Raw genomic sequence first — 15,515 nt, forward strand, 5'->3', positions numbered from 1 at the left:
ATGTCTTTCAGCGTTGTCCGGTCAGCTGGCGCAGCCGCGTGATCTCGGTACTGCGGCCGAGACGGTCGAGGGCGCTCTCGAGCAGGGTGCGGTCGCCATCGCGCAGCATAGTCCATTGCGTGAAATACTCGTGCACGGTACGCCAGGGCGGGAACTCGGGCGGCATGCTGCGCCAGGCGCTGCCGGTGTGCAGGAAATACAGGACGGCGCAAAAAACATCGTACAGGTCGTGCTTGCGCGGTCGGGTCTTGCGGCGCGCCGCTTCCAGCATTTCACGGACGGTATCGAACTGCTCGCGTGTTACATCGCTTGGAAAGGTTGGCCTGTTCATGTCGTTCGCCTCAAAGTGAATTGGAGACGCGTGATCCGGAACGGTTCCCGACCAGGACATTGATGGCTTCGAGGTTCCGACCAGTTTGGCCGGGTAGCGAGCTCCGTAAATACAGTGTAGCAGTGGATTCCGAACACTGCCCGGTTTTTACACACTCGCGAAAAAATAAAGGGCGGCACCTGGCCGCCCGAGAGAAGGTCGAAGCTTTGCGCTCAGTCGCGCGCCAGCGACAGGAACTCGGTGCGCAGTCCCAGGTTCGGCTGCAGTTCGCCCAGCATGGCCGAGGTGATGGTCTCTTCGCCCGGCGTGCGGATGCCGCGGCTTTCCATGCACATGTGACGGCACTTGATGACCACGCCGACGGCCTTCGGTTCCAGCACTTCCATCAGCGTATTTGCGATTTGTACCGTGAGGCGCTCCTGCACCTGCAGGCGCTTGGCGAACACATCGACCAGGCGGGTCAGCTTCGACAGGCCGACGATCTTGCCATTCGGCAGATAGCCAACGGTGGCCTTGCCGAAGAACGGCGCCAGGTGGTGTTCGCAATGGCTGTAGACCGGGATGCCGCGCACCACGATCAGTTCGTTGTATTCCTCGGCGCCATCCTCGAAAGCCTTGAGGATCTCGACCGGGTCCTGCTCGTAGCCGGAAGTCCAGTGCTTCCAGGCCTTGGCGACGCGCGCCGGGGTCTCGTGCAGGCCGGGACGGTTGGGATCTTCGCCGAGGCTGGCCAGCAGGCGGCGCCAGTCGTTTTCGGTGAAGACTTCTTTGTCAGACATGGTTAACCCTAAAATTAAAGACTGCCGTGAGTATATAGAAAATGCCGATGATCCACAGGTTGCGGGCTATTTCTTTGAGCAAAATGGAGGCAGCCGTGGTATCGATGCGCTAGCGTGGTCGACGAACTTTTCAAGCGAGGAGAACGCCATGCTCGGCAGCACTGTTCTGGAAGTCGCCATCGGCCTGACCTTTTGCTACGGCACGGTGGCCCTGATCGTCACGACCCTGCAGGAGGCGCTGGCTTCCCTGTTCCGCCTGCGCGCCAACACCCTGCTCGCCGGGGTGAAGAGCATGCTCAACGACCCGCGCTTCGACGGCCTGGCGCGCGCCGTGTATGCCCATCCGCTGGTCAATCCGCACACCGACGGCAATGCCGCGGACGAGCGCGCGCTGGCTTCGCGCCCATCCTACATCGAACCGGCGCATTTTGCGATTGCCCTGGTGGACAGCCTGTGGAAGGTGCCGGGCGACTTCGTGCAGCTGCGCAGCGCCATCGAGGCGATCCCCGATCCGCAGCTGCGGGCGGCAATGCTGAGCATGCTCAGCCGCGCGCAGAACCTGCAACAGTTCCAGGACATGCTGGCCGGCTGGTTCGACAATGCGATGGCGCGCATGTCCGGCGCCTATAAACGCAGCCAGCTGCTGATCTCGCTGCTGCTGTCGCTGCTGCTGGCGATCATGTTCAATATCGACAGCATCCACCTGTTCCGCACCTTGTGGCAGCAACCGGCCCTGGCCGTTCACCTGAAGAACGTGCCGGGCGCGCTCGACCCGGCGGTGATCGACGCCCTGATGGCCCTGCCCATCGGCTGGAGCACCTTCCCACCGGTACTGAACGCCGACTTCGCGCTGCAGGTGGCAGGCTGGCTGATCACCGCCACCACCGCGCTGTTCGGCGCTCCCTTCTGGTTCGACCTGATGCAGCGGGTGGTGCGCATGCGCGCCACCGGCACCAAGCCGGAAGAGGTGCCGCTGGCGGTGCGAATCGAGGGGAAAGTGGCGGCGACGCCGGTGCCCCTGCCCTGATTACCTGCCCGGCGGGCGGTGCGCGTCGACCAGCACGCTCGACACCGAGATGTGCGGCACGCGCTCCGGCCATTCGTCATCCGGACCGAACCAGCGTGCCTCGAGGATTTCGGCAGGGTCGGTGCGGATCTCGCCGTCCAGGTAATCCGCGGTGAAGGCGATCATCAGCGAATGCGGGAAGGGCCAGGACTGGCTGCCGAAGTATTGCAGGTTGTGCACGCGCAGGCCGACTTCCTCGAACACTTCGCGGTGCACCGCTTCCTCGATCGATTCGCCGGCTTCCAGGAAACCGGCGAGCGGCACGAAGCGCTTCACGGCGCCCAGCGTATGCATGGCCAGCAGCACCGAATCCCCCTTGCGGATCAAGACCATCATCGCCGGCGAGATGCGCGGATAGGCCATGTGGCCGCAGTTCGTGCATTTGAAACAGCGTTCGCCCGCCATGCGTGCGGTGCCGCTGCCGCAGGCGCCACAGAAGCGATGGGTGCGCGCCCATTCCGCCACCTGGGCCGCGCGACCGGCCACGCCCATCAGCGCTTCGTCGAACTCCCCGAACAGTGAGCGCAGGCCGCGCCAGGCATAGCCTGCCGGCACCCGCGCCTCGTCGTCGATCCAGCCGGCCTGGCAATAGCGCCCATCCAGCAAACCGACCGGCTGCAGCGCCTGCGGGTCGAGTTCCAGGCTGCTTACCGCCGTATAGTCGGGCAGGGCCAGATCGGCTTCGCGCAGCAGCAGGCGGTTGCCGTGGAAGATGAAGGACAGCGCGTCGACGGCTTGCTGCGGGTCTTGCGGGGGCGCCATCAAGGGCGTGAACGAGGCGGGTGTCTGGAGCATGGCGGTATCCTGTAACGAGTTCCTCGATGATACCGCGACACGCACAGCTTCGATGAGCGCACCCTGATATCCCTCGCCCGCCGGCGCAGAACTAATCGCAACTCAGCATGCTCCAAGCCTTCGCTGGACCGTTCATCCCACCGGAAGGAGGAGACCATGATGACCGATGCTCCCGTCGTGCTTGGCATAAACCGGACGCAGGATGCCAGCGTCTGCCTGATGCAGGGGTCGCGGCTCGTGTGGGCAATCCAGAAGGAACGCCTCAGCCGCCGCAAACACCACTGGGGCAAGCCTGGGGACCTGCGCGACTTCTATCTCCCGCACCTGCCCTGGCCCGAGCGCCCGATCGACGTGGTGGTCGAATGCTTTTCGTCCGACGAGGAAATCGCGCGCCTGCCGCTGTACGAGGAAGAACTGGTATCAAGCCTGCGCCTCGCCCCCGGCTGCCGGCGCGCCCGCATCTCGCACCACCTGGCGCATGTCCACAGCGTGTTCCCGTCCTCTCCCTTCCGCGAAGCCGCGGTGATGATCGTCGACGGCCAGGGCAGCCCCGTGTCCGACCTGACGGAATACTGGGCCGGCGCCGCCTACGTGCCCGGCGACTGGCGCGAAGTCGCCTCCTTTTACCGCGCCGACCGCGAACGCGTGCTCTGCCTCGGCAAGCAGCTGTGGGACCGCGACGATGCGCACCTGGTCGGCTTGGGCATGTTCTATTTCCTGCTGACCCAGGCCATGTTCCCGGGCGAAGGCAACGAAGGCAAGGTGATGGGACTGGCTCCGCATGGCGATCCGCGTGCCCTGGGCCTGCCGCCGCTAACGGTCGAGGCCGGTCAAGTCGGCATTCCGGCAGCCTGGCGCGACCTGCTGCGCGAGCGCGAACGCTTCCACTACGGCCAGCCCGGCGTCGCGTTCCAGGACTGCGCCAACCTGGCCGCGGCCGGCCAGCGCGCCTTCGAGGATGCGTTGCTGGAAGTGGCGCGCTGGCTGCACGTCCAGACCCGGCTCGACAACCTGTGCTTTGCCGGCGGCACCGCCCTCAACTGTTCGGCCAACGAACGCCTGCTGCGCGAAACACCGTTCCGCCAGATCTTCATCCCGCCGGCGCCGAGCGATGCCGGCACGGCCCTCGGCTGCGCGCTGTACGGTCTGACCGAACTGGCCGGCGAAAGCTGCGCCTACCGCTGGACCCACGACTACCTGGGGCCGGTGCCGGGACGGGAGCAGATCGAAGCGGCCCTGCTCGACCGCGACGACCTGCACGTCGAGCTGCTGCCCGACATGCACATGCTGCGCGGCCGCATGCTCGGCCTGCTGCGTTCGAACCGGGTGCTCGGCCTCTACCAGGGCGGCAGCGAATTCGGCCCGCGCGCCCTCGGCCACCGCAGCATCCTGGCCGATCCGCGCCAGGCCATGATGCGCGACTGGATCAACGCCCGCGTCAAGCAGCGCGAATGGTTCCGCCCACTGGCGCCGGTGGTGCTCGAGGAGCACGCCGCCGACTGGTTCGACCTGCCCGGCCCCTCGCCCTTCATGCAGTTCGCGGCACCGGTACGGCCGCAGATGGCGGCGCGGGTACCGGCCATCACCCACGTCGACGGCACCGCACGCCTGCAGACAGTCGGCAGCGACGACGACCCGCTGCTGCGCCGCCTGCTGCAGGGCTTTGAAGCGGCCACTGGCGTGCCGGTGCTGCTGAACACCTCGTTCAACGGCAAGGACGAACCGATCGTCGAAACGCCGCAGGAAGCGCTGGCCTCGTTCCGGCGCATGCCCCTGCACGCGCTGGCCATGCCGCCCTTCCTCATCACCAAGCGCACCGAGCCGGAGCTGCCCGCATGATCCGTGGCTACCCGCGGGACGCCAGCGTACTGCCCGGCGCCACGCTCACCCTGCACGTGGCGACCGACAGCCCGCGCTTTCGCGTTGCCTTCTACCGCTGGGGTGACGGCCCGGTACTGGTCTGCCGTACCGGCTGGTTGCCCGGCCGCCATGCCGAGGATGGCGCCGCGGACTGCGACTGGGACTGGCCGGCCTACGGCATCGAGATTCCGCCGGACTGGCCGTCCGCCGTCTACATTGCCGAGTTCGAGGAAGAAGGACGCAAGCGCGTGTTCGACCTGGCACGCGACCATGGGGCGGCGCTGTTCGTGGTGCGGGCGCACCGGTCGGAAGCGAGCGAACTACGGGGCGGCCTGCTCTACAAGCTGCCGCTGGCCACCTACCACGCCTACAACGTCAGCGGCGGCGCCTGCTTCTACCACCAGCCGCCGCGCTCGGCCAATCCGCCTGGCGCGCGGGTCTCGTTGCGCCGGCCCGGCGGCGGCATCGGCGGACCGGTGTGGGGAGCGGCCGACCATTACGATGCCAGCTCGCCGCGCCAGTCTTTCGCGCACTGGGATGCGCGCTTCATCCGCTGGCTGCTGCGCAACGGCTATGCGCCGGATTTCTGCACCGACCTCGACATCCACGCCGATCCCGGCATCCTGCAGGGCTACCGCCTGCTGCTGTCGGCCGGACACGACGAATACTGGAGCGAGGCCACGCGCGACGCGGTCGAAGACTTCGTCGCCGACGGCGGCAACGTCGCCTTCTTCGCCGCCAACCTGTGCTGGTGGCGCATCCACCTGGTCGACGGCGGCGCAGCCATGGTCTGCCACCAGGGTGGGCCGCGCGGCGCCTTCGACCACTGGTGGCCGCCCAGCGGCGCGGCGCGTCCCGAAGACATGCTGTGCGGAGTCAGCTACCGCCATGGCGGCGGCTGGTGGGACGGACCGCGCGACAGCGCCGGCTTCATCGTCCAGCAACCCGAGCACTGGATCTTCGCCGGCACCGGCTTGCGGCGCGGCGACGCCTTCGGGCAACACAGCTGGCCGCCGCTGGTCGGCTACGAATGCGACGGCGCGCCGCTGGACGCCTTCGACGCCAGCTATGGCGCCGTGCTGTCGACCATGGCCGACGAGGGCGGCACGCCGTCGAGCTACCAATTGCTGGCGGCCGCGCCGCTCGGCCCGCACTGGCAGGAACTGCCGCCGCGCGAACGGCACGGGCCGGGCGAAGGCGTGCATGCGGCCACGCTCGGCATCTACCGGCGCAACGGCAGCGTGTTCTCGGCCGGTACCACCGACTGGACCCAGGTGCTCGGCTGCGGCCGCGACCGCCGGGTCGAGCGGATCACACGTAACGTACTCGACCGGCTGGGATCTCGGTAGGAGGCATTATTCATGCAACGCCGTCCACTACTACGACGCCTTGACCCGTCGTCGATCGTTGTTTTCCGCGCACTCCAGCTGGGCGACATGCTGTGCGCCGTGCCGGCCCTGCGCGCGCTGCGCTCGGCCGCACCGCGCGCCCACATCGCCCTGGTCGGCCTGCCCTGGGCGCAGCAGTTCGCCGACCGTTTCAGCGGCTACATCGACGAATTCATCCCCTTCCCCGGCCACCCGCTGCTGCCCGAGCAGCCGGTGCAGCACGAAGCCTTGGCGCGCTTCTATACGAGCCTGTGCGCGCGCGAGTTCGGGCTGGCGCTGCAGATGCACGGCAGCGGCGACGTCACCAACGACATCGTCAGCGGCTTCGGTGCGAAAGCGCTGGCGGGTTATTGCCGCGGCGCAGCGCTGATACGCGACCGTACCGTGCTGCTGCCCTATCCGGAGACGGGCGCCGAGCCCGAGCGCCTGCTGCGCCTGGTCGAGGAACTCGGTGCCCAACCGGCCGGACTGCACCTGGAATTTCCGCTTTCGCCCGGAGACGAAGAAGAACTCGACGCCAGCGGCCTGGCGAAAAACCTGCAGGACAAGTCCTATTTCTGCATCCACCCGGGCGCACGCCAGCGCGACAAATGCTGGCCGCCGCGCCAGTTTGCCGAGGTCGGGGATCGGCTGGCGGCGGAATTCGGCCTGACCCCGGTGCTGACCGGCTCGGCCAGCGAAGCCGACCTGACGGCCGAGGTGGCGGCCCACATGCACCACAAGCCGGTCAACGCCGCCGCCCCGATCTCGATCGGCGCCATGGCGGTGCTGATGCGCAAGGCCAAGCTCCTGCTCTGCAACGACACCGGCGTGTCCCACATCGCCGCCGGCCTGAAGCTCAAGAGCGTGGTGGTGTTCAGCAAGGCCGACATCGCCCGCTGGGCGCCGCTCGACCGCCATAGCCATCGCTGCATCTGGGACCCGGACGCGCAGCGCGCCGCGGTGGTGCTGCAGCATGCGCGCGCCCTGCTGTCCGGCACGGCGCCGAGCCGGCAGCGCAGTGTCGGCATGTGGCCTTACTGGTAAGTGCGTGGCTGCAGCAGCAGCGACCAGGCCAAGTGCTGGACCTGCTCCAGGCTGACGTCCGCCACGAAGCTGTCGTCATGCGGGCAGCGTGTGCCGACGTTGTCCTGGCCGCAGACCGGGCAGCGGGTGCGCAGCGACAGCGCCGCGCGCAGGCCGGACTGGCGCAGCGGCATGCCTTCGACCAGGTTCGTGAGCCAGAAGATACCGACGCTGGGTACGCCCAGCGCCAGCGCCAGGTGCAGCGGGCCGGTGTCGTTCGACACGACCAGCGTCGCACGCGCCAGCAGACCGCACAAGCCGCCCAGGCTGAGGGATCCGGCGAGAGCGATGGCCGGATGGCGCATCTGCCCGATCACGGCGTCGACCAGCCCCGCCTCGCCGGCGGAACCGTTGACGGCGACCTGCATCCCCTGCGCCACCAGCCAGTCGCCGAGCGCCGCAAAACGCTGCGCCGGCCAGCACCGGCGCGGATCGGTGGCGCCGGGCTGCAGCACGGCCAGGCGCTCGTCCGGCAGTGGCGGCAGCGCACGTGCGGCATCGAGACGATCGGCGCCGGTCAGCGCCAGCTCGGGCGACGGCAAGGGCCCCGGCCAGGCGTCCACCAGCCCGGCGATTTCCAGCAGCGCCAGGCGGCGGTTGTTCGGCTCGCAATACGGTACCCAGCGGTCCAACGCTGGCGCGTTGCCGGCGCGCGCGCCCGCACTCAGGCGCGCGCCCAGGCGCAGCAGGAAAGGATTCGAGTAATGCCCGGCGCCGAACATCTGCAGCGCGATATCGAAGCGCTCCTCGCGCGTGGCCTCGATGAAGCGCCCGACCGCCTGGTCGTCGAAGTCCGCGTCCGGAGGGGCGCCCACGCCCGGGATCGCCGGCAGCACGGCCACGCGGTCCACCGGCCCGGGCCGGCCGCGCAGGAAATCGGCATGCCAGGCTTTGCCCAGCAGGACGATCTCGGCCTCCGGGTAGCGGTGCTTGAGCGCATGCAAGGCCGGCAGCGCGAACACGAAGTCACCGACCGCGTTGGGCCGCAGCACGGCGATCTTGCGCACCTCCTCCATGGGTTCACGCATCGGCTCACTCGATGGGGAGCACATAAGGTGCATCGATGGCCCGTGCCGTGACCGTGGTCGGCAGCTCCATGTGGTAAGCCCCCGAGGGCAGGATGGCGCAGCCGCCGTAGCGCGCCATCACGCGCTGCTGGGCCAGCACGTCCTCGCCGCAATGCTGGGCCGGCAATTCGGTCCAGAAATCGTAGCCGCCGGCGGCGCGCAGGCAGGCGGTGTCGAACAGCACGCAGCCGCCGACCCAGGCCACCTTGTAGGTGCGCGTGGCATCCGGCCCGGCGCCGAGCCGCGACTGCACGTGATACAGGTTGGCGGCGCTGTGCAGGTGATGCCGGGCCCAGGCCCTGCCGCCGGGACGCACGGTTTCCGGCGTCACCGGGCCGTCCCAGAATTCGATGCGTTCCTGCGCCGGCCTTTCCTGCCCCAGGAAACTGAGACCGTGCAGGGCGCTGCCGACGAAACCGCAGCCTTCGGCTTCGATCACGGCATACAGGCGCCCCACCAGGCTGGGCTCGAGGATGACGTCGTCGTCGAGGAACAGGCAATAGTGGGCCTGCACCCGCTCGAGCAGAAAGGCGCGCTGCTGGGCCATGCCGCGCGGCGGCAAGTTGCGCCAGGTCTCGACCTGGCGTCCGGTTGCGCGCAGGTAGCGCAGTACCGCCTGCACTTCGCCATGGGCAAAGGCGCCGGCGCCGTCGGACTGGTCGGCGATGACGATGCGCAGCGCCGGCCAGGTCTGGGCACCCAGTGCCGCCAGCGTCACCGCCAGCGCCGCCGGCCGGTTGCGGGTGGGCACCAGGACGTCGATGACTTCATGCCTGTTCCCGCTCACGGCGCCGCCTCCCCTTGATTGCTCCCATGCGCGATCCCGTGCGCCTGCGCCTGCCCGTACAGGTAGGGATTCAGGCTGGGATCGTTGTACATCTTGAACTGGCGGTAGATCTTGAAGAAGGCGCGTCCCTCCCGCGCATCCTGCAGCAGGGCGTCAAGGCAGGACATCAGGTCCTGGCGCTGGGCCGTCAGGCGCTCCAGCTTGCAGGCGCAGGCATGCATGTGCTCGGCACCGGCCTCGTGGCGCTGGGCCTGCGCGCGCATGTGGTGGATCTTGAGCGCCAGGATCGACAGGCGGTCGATCATCGCGCCCGCGGTTTCGCTGGACAGGCGCGCGCCGGGCTGGCGGCTGACGCGGGCGAGTTCGCCCAGCAGGCGTTCGTCAAGGGCTTCGACGGCGTCGTTGCGCTTCTGGTTGTAGCGGTCGATCAGGCGCTTGCTGGCGGCGATTTCGCTGGGCGGCACGTCGAGCCGGCGCGCGCGGTCTTCCTCGCGCCACAGCAGGCCGTTGTAGCGGTGGTTGGCGGCGATCCAGGTCCAGGTGCCGGCGCGGGCTTCGTCGAAGACCGGCCAGTCCGGATTGCGCAGGGCCTGGTCGTGGAAGGCCGTGACCGCCCTCGCGTCGATTGTGCTGTGCATGAACACTCCCCCGCCGTATGGTGACAGCGTTTGGAGTGCTCGGCCGTGCCGGAGTTCGATCGCTTGCAGCCGGCCTTGGCGCGGCGCAAAAAAAAGGGCGGCGCCTCACGGCAACCGCCCCCGACAAAGGAAAACGTAATCCCGATTACTTCAGCATGCGGGCGCGGCTGGCCACGTAGGCGATCAGCGCAGCCAGGCCGCCGACGTAGGCGATGGCGATCTGCATGCCGTAGCCCTGGGCGATGGCGCCGATCACCGGCGGACCCATCAGGCTGCCGCTGTAGGCCATGCTGGCCACGCCGGCCAGTGCTGCCGGGCCCTGGCCGCCGGCGGCGCTGAACACGAACGGGAACACCAGAGACAGGCCGAGACCGGCGATGGCGAAGCCGAACAGCGCAAAGTAGGCATCCGGCGACAGCACCGCGAAGAACAGGCCGGCGGCGCCCAGCATCGAACCGCTGGTGACCAGGGGACGCGCGCCGTAGCGTGCCTTCAGCTTGTCGCCGACCAGGCGCGACAGCAGCATCATGACCGAGAAGCAGGACAGGGCCAGCGGCGCCAGGCCGTCCGACGCACCGAAGTGCTCTTTCAGGAACACGCCGCTCCAGTCGGCGATGCTGCCTTCGGCCATCGAACCCAGGAAGCCCAGCGAGCCCAGCACCAGCAGCTGGCCGCGCGGCAGGGTGAATTTCTTCTTCTCGACCACCGCGCCTTCGCCGGCCACATCGGCGTCCAGCATGGTGTAGGCGTAGTACAGGACGAAGGCCAGCGGACCGGCCAGCATCAGGAAGTGGGTGACCGGCACGATGTGCAGGCTGGCCATCAGGCTGCCCAGGGTCGCACCCGCCAGGCCGCCGGCGCAGCCGAGACCATGCAGCTTCGACAGTTCCGACTTGCCGGTCGCCTTTTCACGGGCGGTCGCGGCCGAGTTGATGGCGACGTCGAAGGTGCTGGCGGTGATGCCCAGGCTCAGCACGGCCATCATCAGCAGCGGCACGGTCGGGGCGGCGCCGATGGCGATCAGCACGCCCAGCAGGGCCATGCCCGAGAACAGCAGGGTCTTGCGCGCGCCCAGCGAGGCCATCATGCGCGAGGAGATCGGGTAGGACAGGACGGCGCCCAGGCCGCCCATCAGCAGCACCATCGACAGCTGCGAGTGCGACACGTGCACGCGCTCGGCCATGGCCGGGATGCGGCCGGCCCACGAACCCATGATCACGCCGAATACGGTGAACAGGACGGGCAATGCATATTGCTGGGCCTGCGCGAGCGACAGGGTGCGCGCAATGGCTCGGGCAGTGCTGGTGGTGCGGGAACGATTTTGCATTTGGTGTGTTGTGTTCTTGGGTTCAAAGCAAAACGCCAACCAGAAGTAGTTGGCGTCGGGAAACTGATGGAATCGAATTCTACGCGCATCGCATCGACTTTGCTTTGCCACCCGGAAAAAAATTTCTTTCAGTTTGTAAGCATCCATCGAAGCGTTGCGCGATATAGACACAATGATCCGATTGATAAGGGAATTTTTTCGGAAAAACGAAAAATAAGGACGATTTCAAAGCGGATAGGGCTAAAAAGAGGCGTGATACCAGCCATACGCAAATCTCATAACGCCCCAGAATGCTGTCGGAACAGCTGGATTTATGACTGGAAATCAAAAATCCGACGGCGCCTCGTATGCCGTGCAACGAAATTGAACAAGGCTATGCGGCAGCCTGCCGGGCAGCATGGCAGCCCGGCAGATTTTGTAACTGAATGCAACGCAGAAGGATGTGCCGGCGTCACGAATGTGTCGCCGGGAGCGGTAGAAGGATCAGCGGCGGGCCGCGGCCTGGCGCAGCAGCTTGTCGACGCTGTCGAAGTCGGCCGGCTTGGTGAGATGGGCGTCGAAGCCGGCGTCGGTCGAGCGCTGCCGGTCCTGCTCCGCGCCCCAGCCGGTCAGGGCGACCAGCATGGCGTCTTCGACCCCGGCAATCCTGCGCATCGCCAGCGCGACGTCAAAGCCGCTCAGGTCGGGCAGGCCGATGTCGAGGAACACGACATGCGGCAGGAAGCTGCCGGCCTGCGCCAGCGCACCGGCTCCGTCGTGCGCCTGCGCCACCTCGTGGCCGCACATCTCGAGCAGGGCGCCCAGCGTCTCGGCCGCATCGACGTTGTCGTCGACCACCAGCACCCGCAGCGCGTCCGATGCCGACGGCGCGGCGGCCGCCGCTTCGTCTTCCTGCACCGCGTCCGGCTCGGCGCCGGTCTCGGGCTGCCGTAGCGGCAGGCGCACCGTGAAGCGGCTGCCCTGCCCCGGACCGCGGCTTTCCGCCACCACGGCACCGCCATGCAGCTCGACCAGGCGCTTGACCAGGTTCAGGCCGACGCCGAGGCCGCCCTGCCCCAGACCCTCGTGGACCTGGGTGTACATGTCGAAGATCGTGGGCAGCTTGGCCGGATCGATGCCGATGCCGTTGTCGCTCACGGCCAGGACGGCATCCTGCTGCTCGAACCTGAGCTCGACGGCAATCTGTCCGCCGCGCGGCGTGTACTTGGCCGCGTTGTTCAGCAGGTTGCTCAGCACCTGGGCGATACGGTGGCGGTCGATGCACATCGCGACGTCGGCATCCGGCAGTTGCACCGCCAGGTGGTGCTCGCCGCTGCGGACCAGCGGCATGCTCATCTCGACCGCGTCGTGGACGACCTTGCTCAGCATCACCTGCGAGCGCTTCAGCGCGACCTTGCCTTCGGACAGGCGCGCCATGTCGAGCAGGTCGTCGACCAGGTGCACCATGTGGTCGACCTGGCGCTGCATCATGTCCTGCACTTCATCGGCATTCCGGGCGCCGGGGCGCACCCGCATCAGTTCGAGACCGGTGCGGATCGGGGCCAGCGGATTGCGCAGTTCATGCGCCAGCGTAAACAGGAACTCGCTCTGCATGCGGTTCTTTTCCGTCAAGGCCTGCTGCAGCATGGTGCGCTCGTGGACGTCGACCACGGTGCCGACGTAGCCGTTCGGCTGGCCGTGCTGGTCGACCCGCGGCGTGCCGGTGTCGATGACCCAGCGGTAGGCGCCGTCGTGGCGGCGCGCGCGGTAGTCGAGCACGAAGGGCTGGCCTTGCCGGGAGGCGGCCTGGAAGATGTCGCGGGCCCGCTCCAGGTCGTCCGGGTGGATGTTCTCCATCCAGCCATGGCCGAGGTCCTGCTCCGGCGTGCGGCCCGTGTAGTCGTACCACTGCTGGCTCAGATAGGTGCAGCTGCCGTTGCCATCGGTGGTCCACAGCATGACGGGCGCAAGGTCGACCAGCGAGTGGAAATAGGATTCGCGCATTTCCGCTTCCTGCTGGCGCCCCTGGCGCTCGCGCGCCTGCGCGACCTGGCGCTGTACCCGCGCCAGCAGTTCGTTGGCGGCGAAGGGCTTGACCAGGTAATCGTCGGCGCCCGCCTGCAGGCCTTCGATCTTGGCTTCCTCGCCGGCGCGGGCCGACAGCAGGATCACGGCAAGATGGCGCAGCGATTCGGTGGCGCGGATGCGGGCGATCAGGCCGAAGCCGTCCAGCTTCGGCATCATCACGTCGCTCAGCAGCAGGTCGGGCGGATCGCGCAGCAGCTGCTCGAAGGCGGCCTCGCCGTCGCTGCAGACGCTGACCTCGGCGCGCGGCTCGAGCAGCGATTTCAGATAGGCGCGCATGTCGTTGTTATCGTCAGCGATCAGGATGCGCGGCGGCTGCACAGCCGGCTGCAACTGGCCGCCCGCTACTGTCCGGCCCGGTGCGGGCACCGTATCCTCGTCCGGCAGCCAGCGCAGCGCCTCCTCGACGAAGGCCGCGCCCATGCGCTGGCCGTCGTCGTCCGGCACCACGGCATCCGGCGCCACGATCCGGTCCTCGGGCAGGTGGGCCTGGCCGAAGGGGATGTCGACGTCGAAACGGGTGCCCTCGCCCTGCACGCTGTGCACGGCAATCGTGCCGCCATGCAGGCGCACCAGTTCCTGGATCAGCGCCAGGCCGATGCCGGTGCCCTCGTAGGTGCGGCCGGGCGTGCCCTCGATGCGGTGGAAACGTTCGAACAGGCGCGGCAGTTCCTCTGCCGGGATGCCGCTGCCGGTGTCGATCACCGACAGGCGCGCCATGCCGCCATGCCGCGCCAGCCGGACCGTGACGCCGCCATGCAGCGTGAACTTGAAGGCGTTCGACAGCAGGTTGAAGACGATCTTTTCCCACATGTCGCGGTCGGCGTAGACCGGCTCGCCCAGGTCCTGCAGCTCGACCGTGTAGGCCAGGCCGCCCTTTTCCATGGCCGATTCGAACACGCTGGCCAGATCGGCAGTCAGGCGCGCCAGGTCGAGCGGCATGTAGCTGGCGCGCACGCGTCCGGCCTCGATGCGCGAAAAATCCAGCAGCGAATTCACCAGCTTCAGCAGGCGCAAGGCGTTGCGGTGGGTCAGGTCGACGCGCCGGCGCTGCGCCGGGCTCAGGGGCTCGGCCTGGTCGGCCAGGGCATCGTCGAGGGGGCCCAGGATCAGGGTCAGCGGCGTGCGGAATTCGTGCGAGACGTTCGAAAAGAAGGCGGTCTTGGCGCGGTCGATCTGGGCCAGCTCTTCGGCCCGGCGCTGCTCCTTTTCGTAGGCGACCACGTTGCCGACCGCGGTGTTGACGGCCGTGGCCAGGCGCTCGTAGAAATTCAGGTAGGCCGCATCGAGCGCGCGCGCGGCGCTCACGCCCGCCACCACGAAGCCGAACAGCTCCTGCTGGCCCGGCACGGTGATCGGCAGCACCAGCGCCGAATCCGGCGCGGCCTCGTACGGACCGCAGGGCGTGTTGCCGAAGCGCGCGCGCAGGCCGTCGACCTGCTGCGGCTCGCGCGCCTGCGCGGTGCGTGCGAAGGGCCACAAGCTGTCGTCGAGTTCAGCCACCGCCGGCGCCAGGTGCGTGTGCGCGTCCAGGCCGGCCCCGCCGCGCAGCAGCAGGCGGTTGGCGGCGGCGTCCAGCTGGTACACCTCCACGAACGGCAGGTCGAGTGCGAACTGCTGGTATTGGGCGGCGATGTCGTGCGCGATGTCGCCGATCGTGCGGGCGTCGCCGATGGCGGCGCTCAGGTCGCGCAGGATCTGCGTGCGGCGTGCGTTCAGCACCGCTTCGGTCGCTTCCGTGATCGGGTGGAAGATGCCGCCGATCTCGCCGGACTCGTCGCGGATCGGCGAGAACGAGAAGGTCATGAAGATTTCTTCGAGGTAGCCATGGCGCTCGACGAACATGCGCTGGTCGCGGATGTAGGCGCCCTCTCCCTTGTGGGCACGGTCGAAGGCGTCGCCGACCACCGGCAGCGCGGCGGCCCAGATTTCCTTGAATGGCGCCCCCATCGAGCGCGGATGCAGGTCGCCGCAGATCGGACGGTAGGCATCGTTGTAGATCTGGATGTCGTCCGGCCCCCAGGCGATCAGGATCGGAAAGGTCGAGGACAGGCACAGGCTGACCGAAGTGCGCAGGCTCTGCGGCCACTGCCGGGGCGGCCCGAGCGGCGTTGCCGACCAGTCCATGCTGCGGATCAGGGCGCCCATCTCGCCGCCGCCGGCCAGCCAGCTCAAATCATCGTTTTTGACGGAATCATCGTCTGCCGCGGACGATGCAGGGGAAGGTGGCATGGAGGCAGACTTGAAATGATGAATGTCATGATATTGTACTTTAGCAAAGCCCGGAGCATGTTGCAGGCATGTAGCAGCTTATCGTGCGGAGCGCCCGCGAGCCCTCCGGCTAAGAT

The 15,515-nt window shown here is 67.8% G+C and carries 11 protein-coding genes and 1 pseudogene; 4 read left to right on the top strand and 8 right to left on the bottom strand.

Translation table 11 applies throughout. From position 1 onward, the window contains the following. Nucleotides 1-55: 55 nt before the first annotated feature. Both NX782_RS20020 and folE read right to left on the bottom strand, forming a co-directional pair. Nucleotides 56-331: pseudogene (locus tag NX782_RS20020) on the bottom strand (transposase); the annotation flags it as partial. Nucleotides 332-543: 212 nt separating this feature from the next. Then, a complete protein-coding gene (folE, locus tag NX782_RS20025; protein WP_230027028.1) occupies nucleotides 544-1,110 on the bottom strand; it encodes a GTP cyclohydrolase I FolE in 567 nt (188 codons plus the stop codon). Between the two features lie 148 nt (nucleotides 1,111-1,258). Between folE and NX782_RS20030 the strand changes: the two genes are divergently transcribed. Continuing rightward, entirely contained in the window at nucleotides 1,259-2,137 is an 879-nt protein-coding gene (locus NX782_RS20030) for a hypothetical protein (RefSeq protein WP_258847248.1), read from the top strand. On the opposite strand, the gene nudC is transcribed toward NX782_RS20030, so the two are convergent. Beyond that, complete coding sequence (gene nudC, locus NX782_RS20035; RefSeq protein ID WP_258847249.1) at nucleotides 2,138-2,971, bottom strand: NAD(+) diphosphatase; 834 nt, start codon at nucleotides 2,969-2,971, stop codon at nucleotides 2,138-2,140. It abuts the gene before it with no gap. A gap of 156 nt (nucleotides 2,972-3,127) precedes the next feature. Here nudC and NX782_RS20040 point away from each other — a divergent pair, with 156 nt between their 5' ends. The 3 genes from NX782_RS20040 to NX782_RS20050 are packed head-to-tail and all read left to right on the top strand — an operon-like array spanning nucleotide 3,128 to nucleotide 7,245. Beyond that, a complete protein-coding gene (locus NX782_RS20040; protein WP_258847250.1) occupies nucleotides 3,128-4,810 on the top strand; it encodes a carbamoyltransferase family protein in 1,683 nt (560 codons plus the stop codon). Next, nucleotides 4,807-6,180, top strand: coding sequence for a N,N-dimethylformamidase beta subunit family domain-containing protein (locus NX782_RS20045; protein WP_258847251.1), 1,374 nt, complete (start codon nucleotides 4,807-4,809; stop codon nucleotides 6,178-6,180). Before NX782_RS20040 ends, NX782_RS20045 begins: the two co-directional genes overlap by 4 nt. A gap of 12 nt (nucleotides 6,181-6,192) precedes the next feature. Next, a complete protein-coding gene (locus NX782_RS20050) occupies nucleotides 6,193-7,245 on the top strand; it encodes a glycosyltransferase family 9 protein (protein WP_258847252.1) in 1,053 nt (350 codons plus the stop codon). Here the strand turns inward: NX782_RS20050 and NX782_RS20055 are convergent. The 5 genes from NX782_RS20055 to NX782_RS20075 form a co-directional block, all read right to left on the bottom strand. Further along, the gene (locus NX782_RS20055; protein ID WP_258847253.1) at nucleotides 7,236-8,312 is read right to left on the bottom strand and encodes a glycosyltransferase family 9 protein; all 1,077 of its coding nucleotides are present in this window, start codon (nucleotides 8,310-8,312) and stop codon (nucleotides 7,236-7,238) included. The genes NX782_RS20050 and NX782_RS20055 overlap by 10 nt on opposite strands. A 4-nt stretch (nucleotides 8,313-8,316) precedes the next feature. Then, nucleotides 8,317-9,138, bottom strand: a complete 822-nt coding sequence (locus NX782_RS20060) for a glycosyltransferase (RefSeq protein ID WP_258847254.1) — start codon at nucleotides 9,136-9,138, stop codon at nucleotides 8,317-8,319. Then, nucleotides 9,135-9,776, bottom strand: coding sequence for a DUF4254 domain-containing protein (locus NX782_RS20065; protein ID WP_258847255.1), 642 nt, complete (start codon nucleotides 9,774-9,776; stop codon nucleotides 9,135-9,137). Before NX782_RS20065 ends, NX782_RS20060 begins: the two co-directional genes overlap by 4 nt. A 145-nt stretch (nucleotides 9,777-9,921) precedes the next feature. Continuing rightward, complete coding sequence (locus NX782_RS20070) at nucleotides 9,922-11,103, bottom strand: MFS transporter (RefSeq protein WP_258847256.1); 1,182 nt, start codon at nucleotides 11,101-11,103, stop codon at nucleotides 9,922-9,924. 483 nt (nucleotides 11,104-11,586) lie between these two features. After that, nucleotides 11,587-15,342 carry an ATP-binding protein gene (locus NX782_RS20075; protein ID WP_258847257.1) on the bottom strand — a complete coding sequence of 1,252 codons (3,756 nt, stop codon included), beginning with the start codon at nucleotides 15,340-15,342 and terminating at the stop codon, nucleotides 11,587-11,589. Nucleotides 15,343-15,515 lie beyond the last annotated feature (173 nt).

The sequence above is a fragment of the Massilia norwichensis genome (assembly GCF_024753245.1).
Lineage (GTDB): Bacteria > Pseudomonadota > Gammaproteobacteria > Burkholderiales > Burkholderiaceae_D > Telluria > Telluria norwichensis.

Bases quoted from the DNA above. Each gene is read 5' to 3' on its own strand.
- NX782_RS20040 (WP_258847250.1), top strand. From the start codon at position 3,128: ATGATGACCGATGCTCCCGTCGTGCTTGGCATAAACCGGACGCAGGAT.
- NX782_RS20055 (WP_258847253.1), bottom strand. From the start codon at position 8,312: ATGCGTGAACCCATGGAGGAGGTGCGCAAGATCGCCGTGCTGCGGCCC.
- NX782_RS20065 (WP_258847255.1), bottom strand. From the start codon at position 9,776: ATGCACAGCACAATCGACGCGAGGGCGGTCACGGCCTTCCACGACCAG.
- nudC (WP_258847249.1), bottom strand. From the start codon at position 2,971: ATGCTCCAGACACCCGCCTCGTTCACGCCCTTGATGGCGCCCCCGCAA.
- folE (WP_230027028.1), bottom strand. From the start codon at position 1,110: ATGTCTGACAAAGAAGTCTTCACCGAAAACGACTGGCGCCGCCTGCTG.
- NX782_RS20070 (WP_258847256.1), bottom strand. From the start codon at position 11,103: ATGCAAAATCGTTCCCGCACCACCAGCACTGCCCGAGCCATTGCGCGC.
- NX782_RS20050 (WP_258847252.1), top strand. From the start codon at position 6,193: ATGCAACGCCGTCCACTACTACGACGCCTTGACCCGTCGTCGATCGTT.
- NX782_RS20030 (WP_258847248.1), top strand. From the start codon at position 1,259: ATGCTCGGCAGCACTGTTCTGGAAGTCGCCATCGGCCTGACCTTTTGC.
- NX782_RS20045 (WP_258847251.1), top strand. From the start codon at position 4,807: ATGATCCGTGGCTACCCGCGGGACGCCAGCGTACTGCCCGGCGCCACG.